The sequence below is a fragment of the uncultured Ralstonia sp. genome, from assembly GCA_913056305.1.
GTDB lineage: Bacteria > Pseudomonadota > Gammaproteobacteria > Burkholderiales > Burkholderiaceae > Ralstonia.
This window is the reverse complement of the sequence record CAJXMR010000025.1, coordinates 1-24,080: the sequence shown is the minus strand read 5'-3', so window position 1 is coordinate 24,080 and position 24,080 is coordinate 1. Positions and strand designations below refer to the sequence as shown.

Here is a 24,080-nt window from a genome sequence, read left to right as displayed (position 1 = left end):
GTCGCGCGCAGGATCAAACGTAACGGGTGGGATCGGGCACGCCCGCGGCCTCGAAGCCGGCCCGGCGGATGCGGCACGAATCGCAGACGCCACAGGCGCGGCCTTCATCGTCGGCCTGGTAGCACGACACGGTCAGGCTGTAGTCGACGCCCAGGCGCGCGCCGGCCTGGATGATCTCCGCCTTGGTCATGGCGATGATGGGCGCGTTGACGCGGAAGCGATCGCCCTCCACGCCGGCCTTCGTGGCCAGGTTCGCCAGCGTCTCATAGGCGGCCACGTATTCGGGGCGGCAATCCGGATAGCCGGAGTAGTCGACCGCGTTGGCGCCGAAGAACAGGTCGCGCGCGCCCACGGCCTCGGCCCAGCCGAGCGCCAGCGACAGCATGATGGTGTTACGCGCCGGCACGTAGGTGATGGGGATGCCCTCGTGCACGCCCTCGGTCGGCACCGCCAGCGTGTCGTCGGTCAGCGCCGAGCCACCGAACTTGCGCAGGTCTAGATCGACGATCTCGTGACGCACGGCGCCCAGCGCGGCCGCCACCTTCTTGGCCGCGTCCAGCTCGGACGAATGGCGCTGGCCATAGCGCATCGACAGCGCATAGGTGTCGAAGCCGTCAGCCTTGGCCATGGCGAGCACGGTGGCGGAGTCCAGCCCGCCGGAGAGCAGGACGATGGCGCGTTTTTTCATGGGGAAAGCCTTGCGGATCGATCGATGGAAGGCTCGCATTTTAGCGCGCCGCCGCCCTACCCGTGCCCGCGCGCACGCATACCCGGCATGTGTGGCCCGCCATGAAAAACGCCCGCCGGTGCGAACACGGGCGGGCGTCAATACGAAAGGAAGCGGTGCGGATCAGCGCATCGTCTTCAGGCGGCTGGCGGCGGTCTTGGCCTGCTCCGAGCCCGGATACTGCGCCACCACGGTCTCCAGCGTCTTGCGTGCCGCGGCCTTCTGGCCCGACTCGCCCTGGTTGGTCGCCACCTGCAGCAGCGCATCGGCCGCCTTCGGGTGCTGCGGGTTGGCGCGCGCCATGCCCTCCAGCACGGTGGTCGAGCCCTTGTAGTCGCGCTGCGCATACAGGGCGTTGCCCAGCCAGAACTGCGCCAGCGGCACGTACGGGCTCTGCGGGTACTTCTTCAGGAACGCCGAGAACTGGTTGCCCGCGCCCTTGAAGTTGCCGGTCTGGAAGATCTTGAGCGCGGCGTCGTATTCGTCCTTCTCGCCGGGCTGGACCATGCCTTCGCGGCCCTCCACCGTGGCCTGCTGCGGCTCGAATTTCTTCAGGCGCGCATCGAGGTCGGCGTAGTAGTCCTTCTGCTGCTTGGTCAGCGTATCGACCTGGTTCTGCAGCACCTCGTTCTGGCCGCGCAGGCGCGCCACCTCGGACTGCAGCGTCTCGATCTGGTTCTGCGCGTCGATCATGTTCTTGCCGTTCTGATCGATGCGCTGGGCAGCCGTCGACTGGAAGTTGTTGAACTTCTCGCGCATGTCGATGATGGCGCGGCGCGCCTCATCGTCGTCAAACACACCCGCTGCCGCCGGACCGGCCAGGGTCAGGGCGCCACTCGCGACAAGCGTCGCCATCAGGATGGCCCGACGCATGGCCCCACAAGCGCGCTGTTTCATCATCGTATTCATGTCATCACACACGTAAGAACGCCGGCCACGCTCTCGCGGCCGGCGCGTTCCACTTCACACGTCGCTGATCAGCAAGCGCGATCAGTAAACGATGTCGCCGCGGCGGTTCTGTGCCCACGACTCTTCGTCGTGGCCCGTGGCTTGCGGCTTTTCCTTGCCCAGGCTCACGGCTTCCATCTGGCCTTCAGGCACGCCCATCGACGACAGGGCGCGGCGCACGGCCTCGGCACGCTTCTGGCCCAGGGCCAGGTTGTACTCGCTGGTGCCGCGCTCGTCGGTGTTGCCCTGGATCAGCACCTTGCGCTGGCCGTGCGACTGCAGGTAGCGCGCGTGCTGGGTCAGCAGGCCCTGGTATTCCGACTTGACGGAGTAGCTGTCGAAGTCGAAGTACACGCTGCGCTTGGCCAGCGGGCTGTTCGGATCGGTCAGCTCATCACGGGTCACGTCGACCGTGGCCACCTTGTTTGCATCGCCACCGGCGTTGGCGCCACCCGTGGCGTTCTTTGCGGTGTCATCGAGCTTGACGCCCGAGCTGCAGGCACCCAGGGCCAGCAGTGCGGCGATGGCCGCCAGTTTGATCATGGTTTGGGACTTGGACATGTCCGATTTCTCCTGAAGGATGCGTTATTGCATGAAAGGACCCCATGCTGGCTCACGCACTTCGCCAGCCTGGAGAGAAAGTACCTGACGCGTGCGGCCATCGGTCGACACCGCGGCCAGCACGGTTCGCCCGCCCACGCGGGTCGAATACAGGATGAACTTGCCGTTGGCGGCAAAGCTCGGCGACTCATCGTAGGACGTGTCCGTCAGCCCGGTCACATCGCCGTTGGACATGTCCTGCACATACAGCTTGAACGCGCCGCCCACCCGCGAAATGTAGGCCAGCAGCTTGCCATCGGGCGAAATGCGCGGGCTGACGTTGTAGCCGCCCTTGAAGGTCACGCGCTGGGCTCCACTGTCGCCCTCGCCTTCGGCCGACATGCGGTAGATCTGCGGCGCGCCGCCGCGGTCGCTGGTGAAGTAGATCGAGCGGCCATCCGGCGAGAAGGCCGGCTCGGTGTCGATCGCGCTGCTGCGCGTGAGGCGATGCAGGCCCGAGCCGTCGGCGTTGACCATGTAGATCTGCGTATTGCCATCACGCGACAGGGCCACCGCCACGCGGCGGCCATCCGGCGACCACGCCGGCGCCGAGTTGTTGCCCTTCTGGTTCGAGATGACGGTGCGACGCCCGGCCACCAGGTCATGCACGTACACCACCGGCTTCTTGCTCTCGAACGACACGTACGCGACCTTGGAGCCATCCGGCGACCACGACGGCGAGATGATCGGCTCGTTGCTGGTCAGCGCGATCTGCGGGTTGGCGCCGTCCGAATCGGAAATCTGCAGCTGGAAGCGGCGGCCGACCTTGGCCACGTAGGACAGGCGCGTCGCGAACACCCCGCGCTCGCCCATCAGCTTCTGGTAGATGTAATCGGCAATCTCGTGCGCAGCCAGGCGCAACTGGCCTTCGCCGCGCGTGAGCGACAGGCCGCCGAGGCTCTCGCCCTTGGCGGTGTCGTACAGGCGGAAGCGGATGTCATAGCGGTCGCCGTTGCGCGTGACGGTGCCGCCCACGAAGGCGGCGGCGCCCTTGCTCTTCCACGCCCCCAGGTCCGGGGCCGGGGTCTCCGGCACCACGGCGCCGGCCACGTCGACGTTCGAGAAGCGGCCGCTGCGCGCCAGGTCAGCACGGACGATGGCGGTGATGTTCTGCTGGGCCTGCTGCTCGCCCTGGAAGTGGGCGATGGCGATGGGGTATTGGCTGGAGCCGACGCCGGAGATCTCCACATTGAGCTGGGCATGGGCCACGCCCACGCAGGCCATCGTCAGAAGCCACGCTTGTGCTGCGCGACGGAGCATCGGAATCCACATCTTGCGCATCATCTTCCTTGTCCGTAGTCGAATCGTTGAACTGGGTGCCGGCACCGCCGCTGCAGTGCCAGCGCGTTATTCCTTGGGCCGGAACGTCAGGGTGACGCTCGACGGCGCTTTGCCATTGGTGTCGCGTGGCAGCGGGTCGGAGCGGTCCACCGCGCGCAGCACGGCCTCGTCGTAGGCACCGTTGCCGCTCGACTTGGTCAGTCGGCGCGACATGATCGAACCGTCCGGCGCCATCTGTACCGCCACCACCGCGGTCGGATTGCCGCTGACGGCCTCGGGGTCGAACACGATGTTCGGCTTGACCTTGGCACGCACGCGCTCGGCATAGCCCGCCGACGCCGTACCGCCGGTGCCCATGCCGGTACCGACGCCGCCGCCAGAGCCCGACACCGCGCCCGTCCCCGCACCGCCAGCCATGGCCTGCAGGTGCTGCAGGTTGGCATTGCGCTGCGCGTTCGACTTGGCTTCCGTCGCCTTGCGCTCCGAATCGGCTTTGGCCTTGGCTTCGGCCGCAGCCTTGGCCTTCTGCTTGGCCTCTGCCTGGGCTTGCAGTTGCGCTTCCTTGCGCGCCTGCGCTTCGGCAGCGGCCTTTTCCTTGGCCTGCTGTTCGGCCTGGGCCTTGCGCTGCAGTTCCGTCTGGTGAGCCTGCTGCTCCTTCTGCTGCTTCAGCAGCGCCTGGCGCTTGGTTTCCTCGCGCTCCTCGGCGGCGCGGCGGGCCAGTTCGGCTTCACGCGCGGCGGCAGCTTCCTGCTCACGCTTGCGCTTGGCCTGCTCCAGTGCGATGTCCGCTTCCTCTTCCACCTTGGCCGGCGGCGCCTTGATGACGGGCTCCGGCTTCGGCTCAGGTGCCGGTATGGCCTGGATCGCCTGTTGCACCGCCTGCTCGTCCCACAGCTCGGCTTCTTCGCCGCGCGGCGTGCTGCTCTGCCACTTCACGCCAAAGTACAGGAACGCCAGCAATAGCAGGTGCATCAGCACCGCCAAGCTGAACGCCCGCAGCGTGCCGCGCTCGCGGACGGGTTCGTAGCGTTGCACCGAGGTCGTAGCCATGCCGGTCAGACCGCCTCGCGGGCGTTCACGATCATGCACACGTGGGCGCTCATTGCGACTTCACCATCAGACCGACGCGCTTGACGCCGTCGCCCTTGAGCACGCTCATCACCGTCAGCACCTTGTCGTACTGCACCGTCTTGTCGGCCGCGATGACGACCGGTTGCTCCGGGTTTTCATCCGTACGCTGCTTGACGAAGGCGCGCAGCTCCTGGTTGTTGGCCAGCTTCTGCTCGGTGGCGCCTGAACTGGACTTGATACGAGCAAGCAGCGTGCCGTCGGCCTTGATGGTCACGACGATGGGCGGCTGCGTCTGCTGCGGTGTGGCGTTGGCGACCGTCGGCAGGTTGACCACGCCCGGGTTCACCACCGGCGCGGCCACCATGAAGATAACCAGCAGCACCAGCATCACGTCGATGTAGGGCACCACGTTGATGTCGGCCTTGGCCCGCCGGGGGCGGCGCGTTCGCTGGATGGTTGCCATGCTGTTGCGGCCCTCAGCGCGCCGCCTGGCGCTGGAGAATGTTCGAGAACTCTTCGATGAAGCTCTCGAAGCGGTTGGCCAGGCGGTCCATCTCGGTGGCGTAGCGGTTGTAGGCGATCACCGCCGGAATGGCCGCGAACAGGCCGATGGCCGTGGCCACCAGCGCCTCGGCAATGCCCGGCGCCACGGCAGAGAGTGTCGCCTGCTGCACGTTGGACAGGCCGCGGAAGGCGTTCATGATCCCCCACACGGTGCCGAACAGGCCGATATACGGGCTGACCGAACCGACCGAGGCCAGGAACGGCAGGTGTGATTCGAGCGAATCCATCTCGCGCTGGTAGGCGGCGCGCATGGCCCGGCGCGAGGCGTCGAGAATCGCGCTGGGGTCGCCGACGCCACGCTGCTGCTCGCGCCCCTTGAGGAATTCGCGCATGCCGGCTTCAAAGATGCGCTCCAGCGCACCCGTGTGGTGGCGGTTGTTGGCCGCGCTCTGATACAGCGCCTGCAGATCGCCGCCGGCCCAGAAATCGCGTTCAAAGGATTCGGTCTTGGCGCGCGCGGCGCGCAGCGCGAAGGCCTTGCGGAAGATGTATGTCCAGGAGAACAGGGACATCACCAGCAGCAACGCCATGACGGCTTGGACCAGGACGCTGGCGTGCAGCACCAGCGAGACGATCGACAGATCTTGTGTGACCTCGACGGGATTCATGCGGCAGCTTTGATGGTTGCGAGTACGGGAGCGGGAATCGGGGTCGGACGGAAGGTGAGCCGATCGACACATCCAACACGAATCGTGCCCGAGGCGAGCAGGACGTCGCCGCGCCAGCCTTCCTGGGCAAATTGGACCGATGCCGGTCCGACCCGTTCCATACGCGAACGGATCTGCAACAGGTCGTCCAGGCGGGCGGGTGCGCGGTAGTCCACAGCGGTGCTACGCACCACGAAGATGGCCCCGGTCGTGTCAGCCAGCGCCAGCTGGTCGACCCCCAATGCGCGCAGCCACTCGGTGCGGGCGCGCTCGAAGAATTTCAGGTAGTTGGCGTAGAACACCACGCCGCCTGCGTCGGTATCTTCCCAATACACGCGCAGGTTCCAGTCAAAAGTGGACATCCTCGGATTTTACCAAGGGTTAAATGACAGCCGGCCATCGCCCGACCGGACGATGGCTTGCGGTTTGCTCCAAATTGCCTCAGGCGAGGTTCCGCGTCACGCTCGTGGCGGTGAACGACTGGCAAACGGGCATGATCTCGATCGCGTTGACATTGAAATGCGCCGGCAGCGCGGCCATCCAGTAAACCGTCTCGGCGATGTCGTCGGCGGTGAGCGCCTCGGTGCCCTCATAGACCTTGTCGACGCGGCCGTCATCGCCCTTGAAACGCACGTTCGAGAATTCGGTGCCGGAGCACAGGCCGGGCTCGATGTTCGACACACGCACGCGGGTACCGGTCAGGTCGGCGCGCAGGTTCAGCGAAAACTGGCGCACGAAGGCCTTGGTGGCGCCGTACACATTGCCGCCCGGATACGGATACGAGCCGGCGATCGAGCCGATGTTGACGACATGGCCGCGGTTGCGCTCGACCATCCCTGGAAGCAGCGCGCGCGTCATATGCACCAGGCCGGCGCAGTTGGTGCCGATCATGCGATCCCAGTCGGTCAGGTCGGCGCGCTGGGCCGGCTCCAGGCCGAGCGCCAGGCCGGCGTTGTTGACCAGCACGTCGACCTCGCGCCAGCCCTCGGGCAGCGAGCCCGGCAGCGCGGCCACGGCGGCGGCATCCTGCACATCCAGGATGAACGGCAGCAGCGCATCGCCCAGCTCGGCCTTGAGCGCATCGAGGCGATCCTGGCGGCGCCCGGCCGCGATCACGCGATGCCCTTCCCGCACGAAACGCCGCGCAATGGCTGCGCCAAAGCCGGCCGTCGCGCCGGTCACGAATACGATCATGGAGGTCTCTCCGAGCCAAAGAACAGCAATCAGCGAAGTGCAAGAGTGTAACCGAGCACCGTGGCCCGCTGCGCCGCCATGTGCGCCCCGCCGCGCCCGTGCCTTGCGGCGGCCATACGGCTGTCGTACACTCGCGGGCAACCATTCCACCTTGCGCGACTGGCGAATCCTGGGGCTGCAGCAGCGGCCCTTAGTTAGTGGGCACCGACCACGAGGAAGCGCAAGGTTTCTGGCGTCATGCACAACGACGCCTGCCGCTCGCCTGGGCAGCGAATGGGAAGCAGGGTGACTTGGACACCCGCTGCCACCGGCCTGAACGTCAGGGCGGGAGCAGCGCCCCAAGCCGCGCGCGTTTCCCGAAGCCCGCCCGCCTCGCCCGATCTCCGCCATTTCCGTTTCGTTTCAGACCAGACACTCGCCATGTTCGAACGCAGCCGCTATACGATCGACCAGATCGACCCCGAAGTCTTCGCCGCCATCCAGAAGGAGAATCAGCGCCAGGAAGACCACATCGAGCTGATCGCCTCCGAAAACTACACCTCCCCGGCCGTGATGGCCGCGCAGGGCTCGCAGCTGACCAACAAGTACGCCGAGGGCTACCCGGGCAAGCGCTACTACGGCGGTTGCGAATACGTCGATGTGGTTGAGCAGCTCGCCATCGACCGCGTCAAGCAGCTGTTCGGCGCCGAAGCCGCCAACGTGCAGCCGAACTCAGGCTCGCAGGCCAACCAGGGCGTGTTCTTTGCCATGCTCAAGCCGGGCGACACCATCATGGGCATGAGCCTGGCTGAAGGCGGCCACCTGACCCACGGCATGGCGCTGAACATGAGTGGCAAGTGGTTCAACGTGGTCAGCTACGGCCTGAACGCCCAGGAAGATATCGACTACGACGCGCTCGAAGCCCTGGCGCAAGAGAAGAAGCCCAAGCTGATCATCGCTGGCGCATCGGCCTTCGCCCTGCGCATCGATTTCGAGCGTATCGCCAAGGTGGCCAAGTCGATCGGCGCGTACTTCATGGTCGACATGGCTCACTACGCCGGCCTGATCGCCGCAGGCGTGTACCCGAACCCGGTGCCGCACGCTGACTTCGTGACGACGACGACCCACAAGAGCCTGCGCGGCCCGCGCGGCGGCGTGATCCTGATGAAGGCTGAGCACGAGAAGGCCATCAACTCGGCGATCTTCCCGGGCATCCAGGGCGGCCCGCTGATGCACGTGATCGCCGGCAAGGCGGTGGCGTTCAAGGAAGCGCTGACGCCGGAGTTCAAGGCGTACCAGGAACAAGTGGTCAAGAACGCCCGCGTCATGGCCGAAACGCTGATCGCGCGCGGCCTGCGCATCGTCTCGGGCCGTACCGAAAGCCACGTGATGCTGGTCGACCTGCGCGCCAAGCAGATCACCGGCAAGGAAGCCGAGAAGGTGCTGGGCGACGCGCACATCACCGTCAACAAGAACGCCATCCCGAACGATCCGGAAAAGCCGTTCGTGACCTCGGGCGTGCGCCTGGGCTCGCCGGCGATGACCACGCGCGGCTTCAAGGAAGCCGAGGCCGTGAAGGTCGCCCACCTGATCGCCGATGTGCTGGATAATCCGCATGACGAAGCGAACATTGCCGCCGTGCGCGCCAAGGTGGCCGAGCTGACCCGCGACTTCCCGGTCTATCGCTGATTCATCAGCCGTGGCCGGGCAACCGGCCCCGTAGTGCTACCCCTGCCGCGATGCGCCCGCCTTGGGCCGTCGCGGCGTTGTTCTTTTGTGAAGTGCGTTCTTTGGGGTTTCCCAGGAGACCGGCATGAAATGCCCGTTTTGCGGCCACGCGGCCACCCAGGTGATTGATACCCGCATGTCGGAGGAAGGCGACACCGTGCGCCGGCGCCGCCGCTGCGAGTCCTGCGACCGCCGCTTCACGACCTACGAACGCATCGAGCTGTTCTTCCCCGCCGTCGTCAAAAAGAACGGCAGCCGCGTCGATTACGACCGCAACAAGGTCAAGGATTCCATGCGCCTGGCGCTGCGCAAGCGGCCCGTGTCCGCCGAGGCCATTGATGAGGCCATCGCACGCATCGAAGAAAAACTGCTTGCCCACGGCGAAAAGGAAATCGGCAGCGACCGCGTGGGCGAACTGGTGATGCGTGAGCTCAAACGGCTGGACAAGATCGGCTACATCCGCTTTGCGTCGGTGTACCGAAGCTTTGAGGATCTGGCGGAGTTTCGCGACGTGCTGGATGAGGTTGCGGCCACGCCGGCGCGTAAATGAAGCCACTGCAGCAAAAGAAAAGGGCCCGCTCGGGGCCCTTTTTTTTACCAGCACTGCGCAGTGGTGGTGCCGGTGGCCATGCCGGTATTGCCTTGCACGCCGAGCTGGTTGATGGTGTACGCCCCGCATCCGTCTGCCGTCTGCGGGCCGACGTTAACAGCCGAGGCGGAATAGCCAGGCGCTGAAGCGCCTGTCCCGCCCGGCGTGCCTGTCAGCGTGACATACAGCTGGTAGTACGACTGCGTGCCCGACTGGATGGCAAACGGGAAGCTGGCGGCGGCATAGCCCAGCGAAGCCGGCACGGTGGTGTAGGTATTCTGCAGCGTGAACAGCCGCTCTTGCCGCGTCGCCAGATCCAGCAGCGCCGTCTTCGCATCCGCGCGGTGTGATTTGAGGATGTATTGCTGGTACGACGGATAGGCGATGCGGGCCAGGATGGCGATGATCGCCACCGTGATCATCAGCTCGATCAGCGTGAAGCCGGTGGTGCGCTTCGAGAGCACGGACGTCGAATGTCGTTTCATGATTAGCGCAGCTTGACCCAGTTCAGGCGCGAGCCCACACCGGCGGCGTTCGGGTTGACTCCAATGTTTTTCGGCGTGTTATCCGCACTCTGCGTCACCATCTGATACTGGCCATTACCGATAGACACAAACGACGACGTACCCGTCCCGCTGAAACCGACGCCGCTGACCCCAGTACCGTTCACGGTAAGGTATTTGCCGTTGGCGTCAAGGAAATACGGGTTGGTTGTCGCACCGCCGTTCGCAACGGAGACGCCCATTGAGTAACCGGAGGCCGGCGTTGCGCTGCAGGACAGTATCTGCTGAACGGCGGGGATGATCGTATTGACGTTAAACACGCCGAACTGCAGGACCGGGTTGTAGACCACCTGCTCGTTTTTCCCGGTGGGCAACGGCAATGTCCAACCCCACTGATTGTTCACCCCCTTGCACGCCGTGGACCCTTGCCAGCACACCGGGTAGCTACTCACAACCCGCTGCGCCACCGTCGTTGCCGTGGCCGCTACGTCGGCCGTGATGCTTTGTTGTAACAGCGAAGACGCGGTGATTACGTTTTGCGGCCCAGCGAGCGATGTGTATCGCGCGCCCGCGGGAGCCATCGCGTTCCAGGCCTGCATGTCCCAGTCCCAGACACCATAGAGGGCCTGGCCTGTGCTCGCATAGGTGGCCGGGCTGGTGAGGGTCGCCGGGAAGGCCTGGCCGGTGCCGAAGCTGACCAGCACACGCGGGTAGGCGGAAACCGAACCGACACCGGGAATCGACGCCACGACGACCTTGCTGGTGATGGGTTGACCCGCCGATGTCGAGAACAGGGGCCCCGACGACACGCTCCACAACGCGGGGTCCTGCGAGGTCAGATCAAAACGCCAGATGTTCCCAAAGGCGTCGCCCGCGTAGACGTAGTCGGTAATGTGGTCGCCGTCCAAGTCGGCGGGGGTCACATACGCGATGCCGTTCTTGTTGCTGTTGCCGGTGGGGTCCTGGCTCGGACCATAGCCCGTATCCAGGTAGCGGAACGTGACGTTCCCACTGGTCGAGTCGACCAGCATGATGTACATCCCGGCCGTTCCGTTCTGGCTGTTCAGACCGTTGCCGAACAGCACCGCCCAGCTACCATTGTGAAGGCGGCGGATGACCGGTGTGCCATAGGTGTTGCCGAGGTAGCCGCCGCAGCTGGTGGTGGTGTAGTTGGCGCAGGAGATCGTCGAAGGCGTCCACTCGCCAATCACCAACTTGCTGGCGTTGGTCTCATTGAAGGTGGTCGGGTCGGTCACGTCGAGGGCGTAGATCGCGCCCGCGCCCGTGCTGGTGCTGTCACCGATCGGGCCGGCTGCATTCGCGCCACCGCCCAAGCCGCCTACGAGCCACGTATGCCAGGCCCCGTTGTAGTAGAGGTCGCCGGTGCCGGGCGTGGCATCCACATACAGGCTGTGCGCATACGAGGGCGAGCTGAAATCCAGCTTGGTGCTCGTACCGCTATGGATGGTGTTCAGAATCGCGGCTGGCATGTACGCCAGTACTTCCTGCCCGTCGTTGGGCGTGGTCGCGTTGGCGACGAAGTTGCCGCTGGCGTCGTAGCTGCCGCTGCGGAAGCCGTGCAGCATGCCGTCGTTCGAGCCGAGGTACACCACATTCAGCCGCTGCCCATTGGTGGTCTTGAAACTCGCGTAGCTACTCTCGGCCGCCCCGGCTTTGGGATACAGCGAATCCTTCCACGTGCCGGTGTAGGGCGCCGACGGCCCGCCCACCCAGGTGGGGCTGGAGTTGATGATGTCTCCCAACACGCCGGTGCGGGTGCGGAACGACCCGCCGTTGTTGACTTCGTAAGTGCGGTCGCCGCGCAGATACTGCAGACGCGCGTCAGTGGCGCTGGCGTCGCCGGCGGTCAACGCGGTTTGCTGGGCCGAGGTCAGGCTCGCCCATTGGAAGGGAACCCCGCTGGCGCCACTCCAGGTCAGGATCTGGCGCGCCGTGGGTGTTTGCGCGGTAACGGTAGCGGTCGAGCTCATCGCCGGGCAAGCCCCCCCCGTCAACGTACAGCTTGCGTCCCAGTTTGCCGCGGTATTGATGGTGAACTTACCCGTCTTCGCATCCACCCCCATGGTTTGCGCGGTCAGCTCGCCCCACCAGTTGTTCGCGTGATAGTAGGCAAGATAGAGCTGGGTACCCGCTTCAATACGCGCGGTCTGCTGTACGTTGGTACCGGCGGAGCTGCTGGACTGCCCGACCGGCGCAGCCTTGAAGCACGTAATTTCATGCACGTTGCTGCCGCCACCCGTACCGGCCGAGAAGCCGAAGCGGAACGACGAGGGCAGCGGCCCGTTCGACGCGGTGATGCTTCGGTTCGTGATGACGGGCTGCGCCGTCCCGCCGTTCACGCTGTATGACAGGCTCAACAAGCCGTCCTGCGTGATGGTGAGCCCGTAGGTGATGGGCGTTGCCGATCCGCGCACGGGGTTGTTGGTGGCTTCTTGGCTGTAAAGCGTCACGCCGCTGAGCGTGTCGCCCGTAATGTAGTTGTAGTTGTAAGGGATCTTCTCGTACGTCCTGCCGCCGTCGTTGATCCACCTCCCGGTCGCGTCGTACGTCCCGGAGCCGCTGTAGTTGTACAGGTAGCCCGCCCGGCAGGTCCTCTGCACGGCATTGGACTGCGACGTGCTCATACCCGAAGTCGGGTAGTACTGCGAGTAGTTGGTCGACAGGTTGGCCCAGTTGGTGTTGCCCGCACCACGCAGGCTGATACGGCCGGGGGTGGCACCGGGGCCGGTATTGGTGTTGTCGCCAGAGTTGGAAAAGTTGCCGTACTCGTCGATGCCCAAACCAATGTAGCCGCCGACGACGCCGTCGTAGGTAGAGTTGCCGTTGGAGCAGCTGTAGCCCAGGCTGCCGCCGAGCGCGCCGACCGTTGCCGGTTGTGAGCCATCCGCCAGGAAGAAGCTGATGCCGTCGGCGCCCGATTGCGTGCCGGAAGAGTTCTTATAGGCATTGCCGCCATACGTCACCGTGGTGAACGTGACCTGCAAACCCTGGTTGGTCGGAAAGGTGAAGTTGGAAACAACGGCGCCGGTCTGGTTGTTGCCGTTGGTGCCGGTCGTGGTGTCCCCGTTGGTCAGGCGTAGCGCCCCCGAACCCGCGGTATCCGGCAACCGGCCGCCGGTGCCGCCCACCAGCGTCTTGCCGCTGTAGTACTTCAGCCCCACGCAGGCCGGAATCGTGCCAGAGCCGTCACCCGCCGTCAGGCAGGCACCATTGAGCGCCTGCCAGTTGTAGGAAGACGAGGCTCCCGTCAGGGTATCGCTGATGACGAGCTGCGCGTGCGAGACACCCGGCAACACCGCGGCAGTCGCAAGCAGAACGAGACGTTGGTTTTTCTTCATCACTGTTGCCCCAAATCTTTGGTGCCCGGCGTAATTTTGTAGGTGCTCTGCACCACTGCCCCTGTCGTTGCATCACCGCCATAGCCATAAGCAGTGACCTGGTAAAGCTGCGCCAGTCCGGTTGGGTCCGTGCCGAGATAGTTGATGTACAGCCCAGGCATGCCCGCGTAGTTGATGTCCCCTGCCGGCGAACTCGCCCCGGCCATGCCACCGCCGCCGTTGGCCGTCATGGCCGGCGGCTGGTAGGCCAATCCCACGCCCCAGGGCAGCGTGGTGGGCGTGGCCAGCGCAGTCGAGCACACCCGCATGTTGGCCAGCGTGTTCGCGCTGTTGACGCCCATGCCCGTACAGTTGACGGCGGCCCCGCCATTGTTCAGTTGGAGCCACCACTCGCCATACTGCAGCGCACTCTGTGCCGCCTCGACCGCGCGTTGCTTGTCGCGCGTGGCAGCGGCAATCCGCTCCTGCAAACCAGAGCTACGGAACATGCCCACCGCAAACAGCGTCAGCACGAGCAGCAGCAGCAGCCCGATAATCAGCGTGTACCCACGCTCTCGGCGGATCGACATCCTGTAAAGACGCATCGTCCCACTCATGGCTGGTTCTTCAGGCTGATCATTTGCGTCCACTGCGTGTTCTGCGTGGACCCGCCCAGGTTGCCGAACTGCGTGGCAAACGTCAGCGTGACCTGGACCGTGTGGACCGACGACCAGTCGCCCGTCCCCCCTTGCGCCGCCGCGACCTGCGCAGCGGTCCAATACGAATCGACCGTTCCGTTGTGACCACTATCGATGCCGTAGAGCACCTGAAAGCCAGACACGCCGCTGACGAGCGGCACCGCTGCCTGTCCATTCAACGAGCACTGCAATTCGTTGTTGGGGCTGACGGACACCGTATTGATGAACACCTGCGGCTGCGCCTTGCCACTGGTGTTGGTCTGGCCCAGGCAGTTCATGTTGCCGTCGCCGCTGGCCGTGGCGAACTGGACCGTCAGCGTATCGCTGTTGCTGCCGGTTCCCGTACCGGTCGTACCGGAGATCACCTGGGCCGTCGCCAGCACGCCCGACGCGGGTAGCGCCGTCACCGCCGTGTAGTGCAGCGGATCCGGGAAGTAGCCAGCCGTCTGCACCGTGTTGGTCAGGATGGTCAGCGCGAGCCGCTCGTTGTCCTGCAGTTGCGAGAGCTGATCCTGGCTCGTGAACGTCTTCTGCATGTTCACGAACACCACCACCACGCCGCCCATGATGAACAGCGCGATCACCATGGCGATCAGGATCTCGATCAGGCTGGTGCCGGCCTGCCTGCGCGCCCATTGCACTCGGGGAGTCATCGGTTTTCCGCTCATGGTAGGACGTAGACCGTGTAGCTCTGCTGGGTTGTCGGCTGGGCCGCGGCCGCCGCCGAGGCTGTCGTGCTGTTGACCGCGATGTACTTCTCGATCCAGGTCACGGTGATGTTGCAGTTCACCGGCACGACGGTGGTGCAGTTGCCGGTGGCGGTGTAGCCCGGAAAGTTCGCGTTCATCGTCTTTGCCCACTGCTGGACGTCATAGGCGGCCAACTCGGTGGACGAACACTTGCTGCCCTTGCATTTCGTGACGGTCGTGCTGAGCACGCTGTTCGAATCCGTGACCGTCGTGCCGCTCACACTGAACGTTGCTGGGGCCGTGAGCGCCACCGCCCAGAACGCACGATTGCCGTGCATGGCGGCCACCAGGCTCTCCGTCTGCAGCGCCACCAGCGAACGCACACGCGAGATCTGCGTATTGCCCACCGCCGCCGCCTGGATCTTCGCCAGCCCGATCAGCCCCACGCCCACCACCACGATGGTGATCAGCGCCTCGATCAACGAGAACCCGCCAGCCTGGCGCCGTTGCATACTCAGTTGCATGAGCCAGTCCCCTTTGTCTGTACGACTTGGCGCCCGACCAGGTTGATCGCCACGCAGCGCGTCGCGTTGTCGTTCAGCGGCGAGCTGTGCAGCGTCATCGTGACGGTGCCGTTGGCCAGGTTGGTTGCAAAGCCATCGCGGCTATACGTCACCGCCGAGGCCGGGGCCGACGGGGTGGGTCGGAAGGTATCTCCACTCGCAAGCGGAGCCCGCACGCGCAGCGGCGTATCGTTGGTGGAATCGGTCGTGCCCGAGCCGTTGACATCGTTGAAGACGATCCAGCCGGCTTCCCAGTAGGTGGGATTGGTCGTATTGCACGTGGTGCCGTTGGACGACGGGCACAAGCTGACCGGCTGGCCACGCTTGATCGCCTCGGCGCGGGCGTACTGCAGATCGCTGGCCAGCGAATTCACCTCCGCCTGCAGCCGGGCCTTCTGGATGATCCCGACAAACGACGGCGTGGCGATGACGGCCAGGACGGCCACGATCGCGAGCGTGATCAGCAGCTCGACCATCGAGACGCCGTGGATGCGATGCGAATGCAGGCAAGCGGCGCGCCCCCGCACGCCGCCTCGCCCGTTGAGGTGCCACATGGTTGTCTCTAGTTGGCTGTCGCGCAACACGCCGTCAGGACGAACGCTGACGCCATCGCCACGTCCCACCTCCCGGCGCGGATGCCGGAGGCTGCGTGACGATTGAAGTTGATGCGCGGTAACGTGAGTGCGGACCGGCGCCGCCATGTCAGTGCGACAAGCGCCCGACGAAATGCCCGTACCGCCCTGAAGGCGGAATATCCCTGTCCATGTAACCCCCGACGGTTTTATTCGGCAGTCACGGCGCAGTTGGCTGCGTCCGCCCTGCCGGTTTTTTGCTGAGTTCTATTTCTTGGACCCGCGCCACACCCGGGGCACGGTTTGCATCGCTGCGACGAATCGCGCACAGAGTGCAACCCCAGAATAGTGGGGAATTCATCAAAATGTGTCAACTGCGCCCGGCAAACGGTTGCATTCCGCGGACCGGTCGTTGGTTAAAAACCACCGATCGCGGCCGCCACAACGCTCCGCCATGCGGTGCTAAAGCAGTTGCCCCTGGCCGACTGCGCACCGCCGGAGTCTATTGACCAGATATGACATTAAAACGGCACGATTCTTTTTAACTTAAGGCGGTTCTGCGATGCCTCCGCGCCCAAACCGCCCATGCCGCCACGCCGCCCCACGCAACGCCCGCCGCGCACGCCCCATCCCCGCGCGGCGCACGGCGCCATCCTGCTTGAATCGCTCGTCGCGCTCACACTGCTTTCACTGTGTGCTGCCGGCACCTTCGTCGCGTTCGACCAGTTGGAGCACACCGTCCACACCGTCCGCGAGCTGTCCAGCGAGGCTCATGCGCAGGTGACACGCATTGAAACCGCAAGCGTCCGCTAAGGTGTGCCGCCCGCTCCGCCCCGCGCGCGGCGCCTCGCTGGTCGAGTTGCTGGTCGGCATGCTGATGGGGCTGATCGTGCTCGGTATTGCGCTGCAACTTGTGCTGTTCGCCCGCGCACGCTACCAGCGCATTGCTGACGAAGCGTTGATCGAGGATCGCGGCACGCAGGCGCTGGAACTGTTCACCACTGCGGTGCAACAAGCCGGCTGGATTACCGACACGCCGGCATGGTCGCCCATGCGGCGCTGGCCTGACGCGGGTGCGCCGCCCTCGCTGCTCGGGGCAGACAACTGCGGCCCCCCTCTCTCCGTAGACGATCTGCACTGCGGACGCGGCGTCGTCGGAGCAAGCGATGCCTTGCTGGTGCGATTCAGTGGCCGCAGCAGCCAGGCCGACGGCCGGTACGCGGATGGCACCACGGTCATCGATTGTTCCGGGTATGGCGTGCCCGAGCGCATCCAGGGCGGCGGGGACGATCCGCGCGCCGGGTTCATGTTGCTCTACATCTATCAGGCAAGCGGCAGCAGCGAGCCACAACTGATGTGCCGCTCCCACAGGCGCGACAAGAAGCAGCTCCAGCCCGATTTCGCGCCCGCGCTCGGCATGGTCCGGGGCGTCGAAACCCTGCAGCTCTTGTATACAGTCAGCGGGGCCGACGGCGCACCGGCCACAATCGCCTCCGCCCGCGCGCTCGATCGCACGCAATGGCACCGCGTACAGGCCGTGCATGTCGCGCTCGTGGTGCGCGGTGACTACAACGATCCGAGCGCCGCAGGCGAACCCGCAGCACCAATCAAGCTCTTCCCCGCGCTTCCCCCGGCGGAGGGCGAAACCAAGCAAGATCGGCAGTTCACCCCATTCAACACACAACGCCGCCGCGCCGCCTTCAACGCCACATCCGCGTGCGCAATCCGCTGTCCTGCGAGGTCGACGCATGCTGAATGACGCGGCCGCCCGCCGTCGCGGCTTCTCGCTGGTGATCGTGATGGCGGCCGTGACATTGCTCGGCCTGCTGACCATGGCCGCGCTCCACCTCGCGCTCGACCAGCGCCGCCGTGCTGGATTGACGATCGATCACGCGCTCGCCAAGCAGGCCGCTGAAAAGGCGCTGGCGGACGCCGAATGCGAGTTGTCCGTGGCCACTGGCACCCCCTCAGCCGCCCCGTGCACCGCCCGCCCCTCGCCCGAGCGCATCGCGGCACTCAACCCGGTCACGTTGTCGGGCTTCGTTGCCGGCACGTGTGGCGAGGGTGTGGCGCGCGGGCTGTGTCAACCGCTGACGGGCCAGTCGCTGTGGGCGCTCGCGACACTGCTGGAGGCCACCTCGCATGGCGTGGAAGTCGACACGGGCTCGGCCGTCGGCGCACGGCATCCCGCGCACCGTGCACGCTACGTCATCGAGCCGATTCCCGATGCGCGGCCGGGCCAGTGGATACAGGCCGGCGCCGCGCCGCAGCCCCGCCTGTTCCGCATCACGGCCGCAGGCTTTGGCGCCGATCCGGAAGTCAGCGTGGTGCTGCAGACGGTGTTCCGCCCCGGGGCATCCAGCCCATGACGTGCCGGCGAGTCGCTTGCGCATGGATGGCGGTGGCGCTGACCGGCATCATGCCCGCCGCAGCGGCGGACTCCCCCGCCGGCCATCTGCCCACGCACCTGCTCATCGCGCCCGGCGATGACGCCTGGAGCGGCCGCCTGCGCGCCCTGCAGTTTGCGCCGACACTTGGCACGCTGGAGGCGCCGCTGCCACCCGACCTGTGGGAAGCCTCGCGCCTGCTCGACACGCTGCCGCCCGATGCGCGGCAACTCTGGACGTTCGGCCACGGGCATACCCCGGCACGTACCGCCATCCCGCTCCGCTGGGCTGCCCTCGATCCGGCACAGCAGGCGGCGCTGGATGCGCCCCATGGCAACGGCGCCATCCGGCTCGACTACCTGCGCGGCGCGCGCACGCACGAAACCCAGCCTCCGCGCCTGCGCCCGCGCACTTCGGTACTCGGCGCCATGCGTGGCACCCGCGTGCAACTGCTCGGGCCACCCGGCTTCGCGTTCGACGCGCGGCACGCCGCGTTCCGGCAGCAAGCGGCCCGGCGGCCCTGGATGGTCTACCTCGGCGCCAACGACGGCATGCTGCACGGCTTCGACGCGTTGACCGGCCAGGAGCGCTTTGCCGTCATGTCCGATGCAGTGCTGCCCGTTGCCGCGCGCGATGCATCACCCGGGCAATCGCCGCCGGCGCCGGTCTGCCGCCGCCCATTCGCCGCCGATGCCTGGACCGGCACGCGCTGGCACTCCATCCTCGCGTGCGCAAACGGGGCCATGGCACCGGGCCTGTTCCTCGTCGACGTGTCCGATCCGGCCTCAACCGCGCCCAGGGCCCTGCTCGCCTACGACGCCACCGATGACCCGACCGTCGGCCATCTGGAAGACCCGATCCCGATCGTGCCGCTGGCCGACGACAGCGGCATACAGTCGCGCTGGTTTGCCATCAGCGGCAATGGCCGCAGCGACGCGAGCGTGGAAAGCCGCCTGCTGCTACTGGCGCTGGACCAGCCGCCCGCGTCGGCATGGCAGCCAGGGCGCACCGCTTTCACCATCGCCGTGCCGAAAGACGCCAGCCTCGGCGGGCTGGGGGCGCCAGCTGTGGCGCTCGGCCCCGACGGCCGCGCCACCTTCGCCTATGCCGGTGACACTCACGGCCAGATCTGGCGCTTTGACCTGCGCGGCGCACCGCCCTGGCCGCAGGCGCTCGGCCGCAACGAAACCGAACGGCGCCAACCGTTCTTCACCGCGAAGTCGCAACGTGGTCAACTGCAGCACATCGTCGGGCCGATCCTGCTGGCGGCCACCGCCGGCGGGCCACTGCTCGTGTTCACGGCAGTCGATGCCGACGGATCGGCCACGCTCTACGGTGTCGCCGATCGAGACAACGGGCAGCGCAACCTGTCGCGTAGCGACCTGGCCGGTCGCAGCGCCGCTGATGTCGCAGAGGGCGTGGTGCTGCGCCCCGACAGTGATGGCACGCCCGCCAAGGGTTGGCACATCGATCTGCCACCCGGTCACACCCCAGACGACCTCACCAGCGCCGGCTCCGGCAGCCTGCTCCTGACCACCCGCGATGCGGACGGCCTCATCCGCGCCTATCTGCTTGACCCGCGCAACGGCCTGCCCGCCGACAAGGGCCGCCGCACCGGTCACGTCCTGGCGTCTGCGCCGCTCATTACGACGCAGGCCGCGCCGCCCAACGCACGCCAGGACGGCAGCAGCACGCAGGTCGTCCAGACCACGCTCTGGCACGCGCCCGGCAACCAGCCCAAGGCCCTGCAAACCTACACGCAGACGCGCAAGCTCGGCCGCCTGAGCTGGCGCGAGTTGATCGAAGAAGGGGCTCGCTGATGCGCCGCCCCGCTGCCTTCACGTTGATCGAGCTGCTGATCGCGCTGGCCGTCGCAGCCGTGCTGACGGTGATGGCGATGCAGGCGTGGACCCGGCATCGGGACCGCGTCGAGCTGGCGTCAGCGCGCGCCGCGCTGGTTGCGGCCATGGCGGAACAGGAACGGCGCCATGCTCACTCGGGCCGCTACGCCGATTTCTCAGGTATCTCGGAACACGCGCCCGGCTACGCACTGTCCGCCCAGTGGTGCGATGGCCGTACGCTGATGCAATGCATGGAAGTTGTCGCGCAGCCCGCTCGCCCGGACACACGCTGCGGTACGCTGATCCTGCGCAGCACCGGCGAGCGCTTTATTCAGGCTGCAGGCGTACGCGAGCCGGCGCCACCAGCATGCTGGCCATGACGCGCCCGCACCCGCAAGCGGGCGTCACGTTGGCCGAGCTGATCGTCGTCGTGGCCGTGCTGGCGGTCCTCGCCGTGTTCGCGGCACCCGCAGCGCTGGACTGGTGGCGGCGCGAGACGGTGATTGTGCTGGCTGATCGGTTTGCCAGTGCCGTCTCACTGGCGCAGGTCACCGCGCGCAACCGGCGCGCGTGGGTCCACCTCGGCCCGCTAGATGCGGGGGAAGGCTGGTCATCCGGATGGGCGCTGTACATGACGCCCTCGCCGCAAACACAAACCACACCGCTCGCACCGGGCGCTGAGGACGTGCTGCTCTCGGTCTCGCCGCCCGGGGTGCCAGCGATGGAGCTTACGTTCAAGTCATCGCAAAAAGGCGTCGACACCCTTTCGTATGCACCTGTGGGATACTCACGGACGAGCAATGATGCACAGCTGTACGGCACGTTGACCGTCGCTTCCGGCCCGCACGTGCGCCGCGTGCGCATCAACCGAGCCGGCCGGGCCCGCATATGCAACCCGGCCTCGGACAGCAGTTGCGGCACCGACGGCATCGACGACGCCCCCTAACCTCACTTCCCGTTTCACTGCCCCATGTTTTCCGATTTCGATCACGCCATGATGCAGCGCGCCTTGGCGCTGGCGGAGAAGGGGCTCTTCACCACCACGCCCAACCCGCGCGTGGGCTGCGTACTGGTCCAGGGCGACACCGTCATCGGCGAGGGCTACACCCAGCCCGCCGGCCAGGACCATGCCGAGATCCAAGCCATCAAGGACGCCCAGTCGCGCGGCCACGACGTGCGCGGCGCCACCTCCTATGTGACGCTGGAGCCGTGCAGCCACTTCGGCCGCACCCCGCCCTGCGCGGATCGCCTGGTCGAAGCCGGCATCGCCCGCGTGGTGGCGGCGATGGAAGATCCCAACCCCACCGTGTCCGGGCGCGGCCTGCAGAAGCTGCGCGACGCCGGCATCGACGTACGCTGCGGCCTGCTCGAGCGCGAGGCACGCGAGCTGAACATCGGCTTCGTCTCGCGCATGACGCGCGGCACGCCGTGGGTGCGCGTGAAGGTGGGCGCCTCGCTGGACGGCCGCACGGCGCTCGACAACGGCATCAGCCAGTGGATCACGGAAACCGAGGCGCGCAACGACGGCCACCGCTGGCGCGCGCGCGCCTGCGCGATCCTCACCGGCATCGGCACGGTGCGCGAAGACAACCCGCGCCTGACCGTGCGCGCCATCCCCACGCCGCGCCAGCCGCGCCGCATCCTGGTCGACTCGGCGCTGGACGTGCCGCTCGACGCCCACATCCTCACCGCCGACGGCCACCACGAGCCCACGCTGATCTTCGCCGCCCAGCCCGAGGCCGGCCGCATGCGCGCCCTGGCCGAACACGGCGCCGAGGTCATCCTGCTGCCCAACGCCGCCGGCAAGGTCGACCTGCCCGCCATGCTGCGCGAGCTCGGCCGCCGCGAGATCAACGAGCTGCACGTCGAGGCCGGCTTCAAACTCAACGGCTCGCTGCTGCGCGAGGGGCTGGTCGACGAGATCCTCGTCTACCTGGCGCCCAAGGTGCTGGGCTCGGGCCAGGGCATGTTCAATATGGGGCCGCTGCAATCGCTCGAGGGCGCGGCCGAATTCTTCTTTCATGACATCTCGCGCGTCGGCGGCGACCTCCGCATCCTGGCGCGCCGCAACCCGACTGACTGACCCTCTATGTTTACTGGAATCGTCGCCACCATCGGCCGCATTGAAGCCGTCACCCCGCTGGGCGCCAACGCCGATGCGGGCGTGCGCCTGTCCATCGCCTCGGGCGGCCTGCCGCTGGGCGACGTGGCGCTGGGCGATTCGATCGCCATCCAGGGCGCCTGCATGACGGTGGTGGCCAAGACGGACTCGCATTTCGACGTGGACGTGTCGCGCGAATCGCTGTCAAAGACGGTCGGCTTGGCGCGCCCGGGCGAGGTGAACCTGGAGAAGGCGCTGCGCCTGGCCGACCACATCGGCGGGCACCTCGTGTCCGGCCACGTGGACGGCCTGGGCACGGTCACGCATTTCGCGCCGGTGGGCGAATCGCACGAACTGCGCGTGCGCGCGTCGACGGAGCTGGGGAAGTATCTGGCCTACAAGGGCTCGGTGGTCGTCAACGGTGTGTCGCTCACGGTCAACAGCGTGCGTGACGACGCCGATGGCTGCGAGTTCTCGATCAACCTGATCCCCCACACGGTGGCCGTGACCACGCTCAAGCACCTGAAAGCGGGCAGCCAGGTCAACCTGGAAATCGACCTGATCGCCCGGTATGTCGAGCGCATGCTGAGCCACACCACCCTCGCCCAGCCCGCCACGGTTTGAACCCCGGCCAAGGGGGTCGCCTCGGCCGCCTTGGCGTACAATAGCGGGCTTCCCATTTACGCAGTCGCACGGTCGCCAACGTTCCCAAACAGGGGGCTGACCAGCGGCGCGCCTCCAGCTACGCCATGTCGATCGCCACAGTCGAAGAAATCATTGCCGAAATCCGCGCCGGCCGGATGGTCATCCTGGTTGATGAGGAAGACCGTGAGAACGAAGGCGACCTGATCCTGGCAGCCGATTACGTCACACCGGAAGCGATCAACTTCATGGTCACGCACGCGCGCGGCCTGGTGTGCCTGACGCTCACCGAAGAACACTGTGACCAGCTCGACCTGCCGATGATGGCGAGCCGCAACGGTACGCAGTTCGGCACCAACTTCACCGTATCCATCGAAGCAGCCGAAGGGGTGACCACCGGCATTTCCGCCGCTGACCGTGCTCGCACCATCCAGGTGGCCGCAGCCAAGAACGCCAAACCCGCGGACTTGGTGAATCCGGGCCACATCTTCCCGCTGCGTGCCCAGAAGGGTGGCGTGCTGATGCGCGCCGGCCACACCGAAGCCGGTTGCGACCTGACCGCAATGGCCGGCCTGACGCCAGCCGCCGTGATCTGCGAAATCCTGAAGGACGACGGCACCATGGCGCGCTTGCCGGACCTGGTGGAGTTCGCCAAGAAGCACGGCCTGAAGATCGGCACGATTGCCGACCTGATCCAATACCGCAGCCGCACCGAGAGCATTGTCGAGCGCATCGGCGAGCGCACCATGGAAACGCAGTTCGGCACCTTCCGTGCCGTGGCCTTCCGCGACCGCGCCGCCGGCCGCGCCCACCTGGCGCTGGTCAAGGGCAATCCGACGCCCACCACCGAAACGCTGGTGCGCGTGCACGAGCCGCTGTCGGTGCTGGACCTGCTGGAATGCCAGCGCACCACGCACTCGTGGAGCGTGCCGGCTGCCCTGCGTGCGGTGAACGCCGCTCCGACCGGCGTGGTGGTGCTGCTCAACTGCGGCGACTCGGCCGATCGCCTGTTCACCCAGTTCACTGCGCTGGACGCCCCGCACGAGCGCCCGCGCAGCAAGCCGGACCCGCGTATCTACGGCATCGGCGCGCAGATCCTCAAGGACGTGGGCGTGGGCAAGATGCGTGTGCTGGCCTCGCCACTCAAGCTGCCGAGCATGACGGGCTACGACCTGGAGGTCACGGCCTATCAGTCGATGGCGGATGCGCCCGAAGCGGCTTCGGCCACCACGCACTAAGGTTTCTTGCGGCAGCCCAGGCTGCCGCGCTGGTTTTCTTCTTTCTTGATTGCTGACGTTGCCCCACCCGGCAACCCCAACCGGACACCACCATGGACCACGGCTTCTACCCGACCAACCTCGAAGGCGAAGGCCTGCGCATCGGCATCGTCCAGGCGCGTTTCAACGAGCCCGTGTGCG

General features: G+C 66.3%; 25 protein-coding genes, 2 pseudogenes and 1 riboswitch. Of the genes and pseudogenes, 12 read left to right on the top strand and 15 right to left on the bottom strand.

What is annotated here, in order from left to right; all coding sequences use genetic code 11:
- Window positions 1-13 precede the first annotated feature (13 nt).
- The 9 genes from queC to ydfG form a co-directional block, all read right to left on the bottom strand.
- Window positions 14-727: a 7-cyano-7-deazaguanine synthase QueC gene (gene queC / locus QZ609_RS06800; RefSeq protein ID WP_295492504.1), complete on the bottom strand. Its 714-nt coding sequence runs from the start codon at window positions 725-727 to the stop codon at window positions 14-16.
- A 123-nt stretch (window positions 728-850) separates the two neighbouring features.
- Complete coding sequence (gene ybgF / locus QZ609_RS06795) at window positions 851-1,636, bottom strand: tol-pal system protein YbgF (RefSeq protein WP_295492502.1); 786 nt, start codon at window positions 1,634-1,636, stop codon at window positions 851-853.
- Between the two features lie 81 nt (window positions 1,637-1,717).
- Window positions 1,718-2,236: a peptidoglycan-associated lipoprotein Pal gene (gene pal, locus QZ609_RS06790; RefSeq protein ID WP_295492500.1), complete on the bottom strand. Its 519-nt coding sequence runs from the start codon at window positions 2,234-2,236 to the stop codon at window positions 1,718-1,720.
- A gap of 24 nt (window positions 2,237-2,260) precedes the next feature.
- Window positions 2,261-3,559 (bottom strand): Tol-Pal system beta propeller repeat protein TolB, encoded by a 1,299-nt coding sequence (tolB, locus tag QZ609_RS06785; RefSeq protein ID WP_295492498.1) that lies wholly within the window; start codon window positions 3,557-3,559, stop codon window positions 2,261-2,263.
- A gap of 63 nt (window positions 3,560-3,622) precedes the next feature.
- On the bottom strand, window positions 3,623-4,606 hold the full coding sequence (tolA, locus tag QZ609_RS06780) for a cell envelope integrity protein TolA (protein WP_295492496.1): 984 nt from the start codon (window positions 4,604-4,606) through the stop codon (window positions 3,623-3,625).
- 49 nt (window positions 4,607-4,655) lie between these two features.
- Entirely contained in the window at window positions 4,656-5,090 is a 435-nt protein-coding gene (gene tolR / locus QZ609_RS06775; protein WP_295492494.1) for a protein TolR, read from the bottom strand.
- Window positions 5,091-5,103: 13 nt separating this feature from the next.
- Complete coding sequence (gene tolQ / locus QZ609_RS06770; protein ID WP_295492492.1) at window positions 5,104-5,799, bottom strand: protein TolQ; 696 nt, start codon at window positions 5,797-5,799, stop codon at window positions 5,104-5,106.
- Window positions 5,796-6,200: a tol-pal system-associated acyl-CoA thioesterase gene (ybgC, locus tag QZ609_RS06765; protein WP_295492490.1), complete on the bottom strand. Its 405-nt coding sequence runs from the start codon at window positions 6,198-6,200 to the stop codon at window positions 5,796-5,798. Before ybgC ends, tolQ begins: the two co-directional genes overlap by 4 nt.
- Before the next feature lie 79 nt (window positions 6,201-6,279).
- Complete coding sequence (ydfG, locus tag QZ609_RS06760) at window positions 6,280-7,032, bottom strand: bifunctional NADP-dependent 3-hydroxy acid dehydrogenase/3-hydroxypropionate dehydrogenase YdfG (RefSeq protein ID WP_295492488.1); 753 nt, start codon at window positions 7,030-7,032, stop codon at window positions 6,280-6,282.
- Between the two features lie 145 nt (window positions 7,033-7,177).
- Window positions 7,178-7,307: riboswitch (ZMP/ZTP riboswitch) on the top strand.
- A gap of 145 nt (window positions 7,308-7,452) precedes the next feature.
- Between ydfG and glyA the strand changes: the two genes are divergently transcribed.
- Entirely contained in the window at window positions 7,453-8,700 is a 1,248-nt protein-coding gene (glyA, locus tag QZ609_RS06755) for a serine hydroxymethyltransferase (protein WP_295492486.1), read from the top strand.
- Window positions 8,701-8,824: 124 nt separating this feature from the next.
- Window positions 8,825-9,289 (top strand): transcriptional regulator NrdR, encoded by a 465-nt coding sequence (nrdR, locus tag QZ609_RS06750; protein ID WP_295492484.1) that lies wholly within the window; start codon window positions 8,825-8,827, stop codon window positions 9,287-9,289.
- A 44-nt stretch (window positions 9,290-9,333) separates the two neighbouring features.
- Here nrdR and QZ609_RS06745 read toward each other — a convergent pair whose 3' ends face one another.
- The 6 genes from QZ609_RS06745 to QZ609_RS06720 are packed head-to-tail and all read right to left on the bottom strand — an operon-like array spanning window position 9,334 to window position 15,673.
- On the bottom strand, window positions 9,334-9,813 hold the full coding sequence (locus tag QZ609_RS06745; RefSeq protein WP_295492482.1) for a type IV pilin protein: 480 nt from the start codon (window positions 9,811-9,813) through the stop codon (window positions 9,334-9,336).
- Between the two features lie 2 nt (window positions 9,814-9,815).
- Window positions 9,816-13,190: a PilC/PilY family type IV pilus protein gene (locus tag QZ609_RS06740; protein ID WP_295492480.1), complete on the bottom strand. Its 3,375-nt coding sequence runs from the start codon at window positions 13,188-13,190 to the stop codon at window positions 9,816-9,818.
- Complete coding sequence (locus QZ609_RS06735; protein WP_295492478.1) at window positions 13,190-13,786, bottom strand: PilX N-terminal domain-containing pilus assembly protein; 597 nt, start codon at window positions 13,784-13,786, stop codon at window positions 13,190-13,192. The genes QZ609_RS06740 and QZ609_RS06735 overlap by 1 nt, the downstream gene beginning before the upstream one ends.
- Window positions 13,783-14,520 carry a PilW family protein gene (locus tag QZ609_RS06730; protein WP_295492476.1) on the bottom strand — a complete coding sequence of 246 codons (738 nt, stop codon included), beginning with the start codon at window positions 14,518-14,520 and terminating at the stop codon, window positions 13,783-13,785. Before QZ609_RS06730 ends, QZ609_RS06735 begins: the two co-directional genes overlap by 4 nt.
- Window positions 14,521-14,531: 11 nt before the next feature.
- Window positions 14,532-15,080: a prepilin-type N-terminal cleavage/methylation domain-containing protein gene (locus QZ609_RS06725; RefSeq protein WP_295492474.1), complete on the bottom strand. Its 549-nt coding sequence runs from the start codon at window positions 15,078-15,080 to the stop codon at window positions 14,532-14,534.
- On the bottom strand, window positions 15,071-15,673 hold the full coding sequence (locus QZ609_RS06720; protein ID WP_295492473.1) for a Tfp pilus assembly protein FimT/FimU: 603 nt from the start codon (window positions 15,671-15,673) through the stop codon (window positions 15,071-15,073). Before QZ609_RS06720 ends, QZ609_RS06725 begins: the two co-directional genes overlap by 10 nt.
- 603 nt (window positions 15,674-16,276) lie before the next feature.
- Here QZ609_RS06720 and QZ609_RS06715 point away from each other — a divergent pair.
- From QZ609_RS06715 to QZ609_RS06670, 10 genes and pseudogenes are all read left to right on the top strand, one after another.
- Window positions 16,277-16,504, top strand: a complete 228-nt coding sequence (locus QZ609_RS06715) for a hypothetical protein (RefSeq protein WP_295492471.1) — start codon at window positions 16,277-16,279, stop codon at window positions 16,502-16,504.
- A 58-nt stretch (window positions 16,505-16,562) separates the two neighbouring features.
- A pseudogene (locus QZ609_RS06710) lies at window positions 16,563-17,446 on the top strand (PilW family protein).
- Window positions 17,440-18,060 (top strand): pilus assembly protein, encoded by a 621-nt coding sequence (locus QZ609_RS06705; RefSeq protein ID WP_295492469.1) that lies wholly within the window; start codon window positions 17,440-17,442, stop codon window positions 18,058-18,060. Before QZ609_RS06710 ends, QZ609_RS06705 begins: the two are co-directional and overlap by 7 nt.
- Window positions 18,057-19,898: a pilus assembly protein gene (locus QZ609_RS06700; RefSeq protein ID WP_295492467.1), complete on the top strand. Its 1,842-nt coding sequence runs from the start codon at window positions 18,057-18,059 to the stop codon at window positions 19,896-19,898. The genes QZ609_RS06705 and QZ609_RS06700 overlap by 4 nt, the downstream gene beginning before the upstream one ends.
- Window positions 19,898-20,299 (top strand): type IV pilin protein, encoded by a 402-nt coding sequence (locus QZ609_RS06695; protein ID WP_295492465.1) that lies wholly within the window; start codon window positions 19,898-19,900, stop codon window positions 20,297-20,299. The genes QZ609_RS06700 and QZ609_RS06695 overlap by 1 nt, the downstream gene beginning before the upstream one ends.
- Entirely contained in the window at window positions 20,296-20,865 is a 570-nt protein-coding gene (locus tag QZ609_RS06690; protein ID WP_295492535.1) for a GspH/FimT family pseudopilin, read from the top strand. Before QZ609_RS06695 ends, QZ609_RS06690 begins: the two co-directional genes overlap by 4 nt.
- Before the next feature lie 24 nt (window positions 20,866-20,889).
- Window positions 20,890-22,002, top strand: a complete 1,113-nt coding sequence (gene ribD, locus QZ609_RS06685) for a bifunctional diaminohydroxyphosphoribosylaminopyrimidine deaminase/5-amino-6-(5-phosphoribosylamino)uracil reductase RibD (protein ID WP_295492463.1) — start codon at window positions 20,890-20,892, stop codon at window positions 22,000-22,002.
- A 6-nt stretch (window positions 22,003-22,008) separates the two neighbouring features.
- A complete protein-coding gene (locus tag QZ609_RS06680; RefSeq protein WP_295492460.1) occupies window positions 22,009-22,644 on the top strand; it encodes a riboflavin synthase in 636 nt (211 codons plus the stop codon).
- A 125-nt stretch (window positions 22,645-22,769) separates the two neighbouring features.
- Window positions 22,770-23,900 carry a bifunctional 3,4-dihydroxy-2-butanone-4-phosphate synthase/GTP cyclohydrolase II gene (gene ribBA / locus QZ609_RS06675; RefSeq protein WP_295492458.1) on the top strand — a complete coding sequence of 377 codons (1,131 nt, stop codon included), beginning with the start codon at window positions 22,770-22,772 and terminating at the stop codon, window positions 23,898-23,900.
- 92 nt (window positions 23,901-23,992) lie between these two features.
- A pseudogene (locus QZ609_RS06670) lies at window positions 23,993-24,080 on the top strand (6,7-dimethyl-8-ribityllumazine synthase); the annotation flags it as partial.

Bases quoted from the DNA above. Each gene is read 5' to 3' on its own strand.
- tolB (WP_295492498.1), bottom strand. From the start codon at position 3,559: ATGATGCGCAAGATGTGGATTCCGATGCTCCGTCGCGCAGCACAAGCG.
- ybgF (WP_295492502.1), bottom strand. From the start codon at position 1,636: ATGAATACGATGATGAAACAGCGCGCTTGTGGGGCCATGCGTCGGGCC.
- ribBA (WP_295492458.1), top strand. From the start codon at position 22,770: ATGTCGATCGCCACAGTCGAAGAAATCATTGCCGAAATCCGCGCCGGC.
- ydfG (WP_295492488.1), bottom strand. From the start codon at position 7,032: ATGATCGTATTCGTGACCGGCGCGACGGCCGGCTTTGGCGCAGCCATT.
- ribD (WP_295492463.1), top strand. From the start codon at position 20,890: ATGTTTTCCGATTTCGATCACGCCATGATGCAGCGCGCCTTGGCGCTG.
- ybgC (WP_295492490.1), bottom strand. From the start codon at position 6,200: ATGTCCACTTTTGACTGGAACCTGCGCGTGTATTGGGAAGATACCGAC.
- QZ609_RS06690 (WP_295492535.1), top strand. From the start codon at position 20,296: ATGACGCGCCCGCACCCGCAAGCGGGCGTCACGTTGGCCGAGCTGATC.
- QZ609_RS06735 (WP_295492478.1), bottom strand. From the start codon at position 13,786: ATGAGTGGGACGATGCGTCTTTACAGGATGTCGATCCGCCGAGAGCGT.
- tolQ (WP_295492492.1), bottom strand. From the start codon at position 5,799: ATGAATCCCGTCGAGGTCACACAAGATCTGTCGATCGTCTCGCTGGTG.
- pal (WP_295492500.1), bottom strand. From the start codon at position 2,236: ATGTCCAAGTCCCAAACCATGATCAAACTGGCGGCCATCGCCGCACTG.
- tolR (WP_295492494.1), bottom strand. From the start codon at position 5,090: ATGGCAACCATCCAGCGAACGCGCCGCCCCCGGCGGGCCAAGGCCGAC.
- QZ609_RS06695 (WP_295492465.1), top strand. From the start codon at position 19,898: ATGCGCCGCCCCGCTGCCTTCACGTTGATCGAGCTGCTGATCGCGCTG.
- QZ609_RS06715 (WP_295492471.1), top strand. From the start codon at position 16,277: ATGCCGCCACGCCGCCCCACGCAACGCCCGCCGCGCACGCCCCATCCC.
- queC (WP_295492504.1), bottom strand. From the start codon at position 727: ATGCGAGCCTTCCATCGATCGATCCGCAAGGCTTTCCCCATGAAAAAA.
- QZ609_RS06740 (WP_295492480.1), bottom strand. From the start codon at position 13,190: ATGAAGAAAAACCAACGTCTCGTTCTGCTTGCGACTGCCGCGGTGTTG.
- glyA (WP_295492486.1), top strand. From the start codon at position 7,453: ATGTTCGAACGCAGCCGCTATACGATCGACCAGATCGACCCCGAAGTC.
- QZ609_RS06725 (WP_295492474.1), bottom strand. From the start codon at position 15,080: ATGCAACTGAGTATGCAACGGCGCCAGGCTGGCGGGTTCTCGTTGATC.
- QZ609_RS06705 (WP_295492469.1), top strand. From the start codon at position 17,440: ATGCTGAATGACGCGGCCGCCCGCCGTCGCGGCTTCTCGCTGGTGATC.
- QZ609_RS06700 (WP_295492467.1), top strand. From the start codon at position 18,057: ATGACGTGCCGGCGAGTCGCTTGCGCATGGATGGCGGTGGCGCTGACC.
- nrdR (WP_295492484.1), top strand. From the start codon at position 8,825: ATGAAATGCCCGTTTTGCGGCCACGCGGCCACCCAGGTGATTGATACC.
- tolA (WP_295492496.1), bottom strand. From the start codon at position 4,606: ATGGCTACGACCTCGGTGCAACGCTACGAACCCGTCCGCGAGCGCGGC.
- QZ609_RS06730 (WP_295492476.1), bottom strand. From the start codon at position 14,520: ATGACTCCCCGAGTGCAATGGGCGCGCAGGCAGGCCGGCACCAGCCTG.
- QZ609_RS06680 (WP_295492460.1), top strand. From the start codon at position 22,009: ATGTTTACTGGAATCGTCGCCACCATCGGCCGCATTGAAGCCGTCACC.
- QZ609_RS06745 (WP_295492482.1), bottom strand. From the start codon at position 9,813: ATGAAACGACATTCGACGTCCGTGCTCTCGAAGCGCACCACCGGCTTC.
- QZ609_RS06720 (WP_295492473.1), bottom strand. From the start codon at position 15,673: ATGTGGCACCTCAACGGGCGAGGCGGCGTGCGGGGGCGCGCCGCTTGC.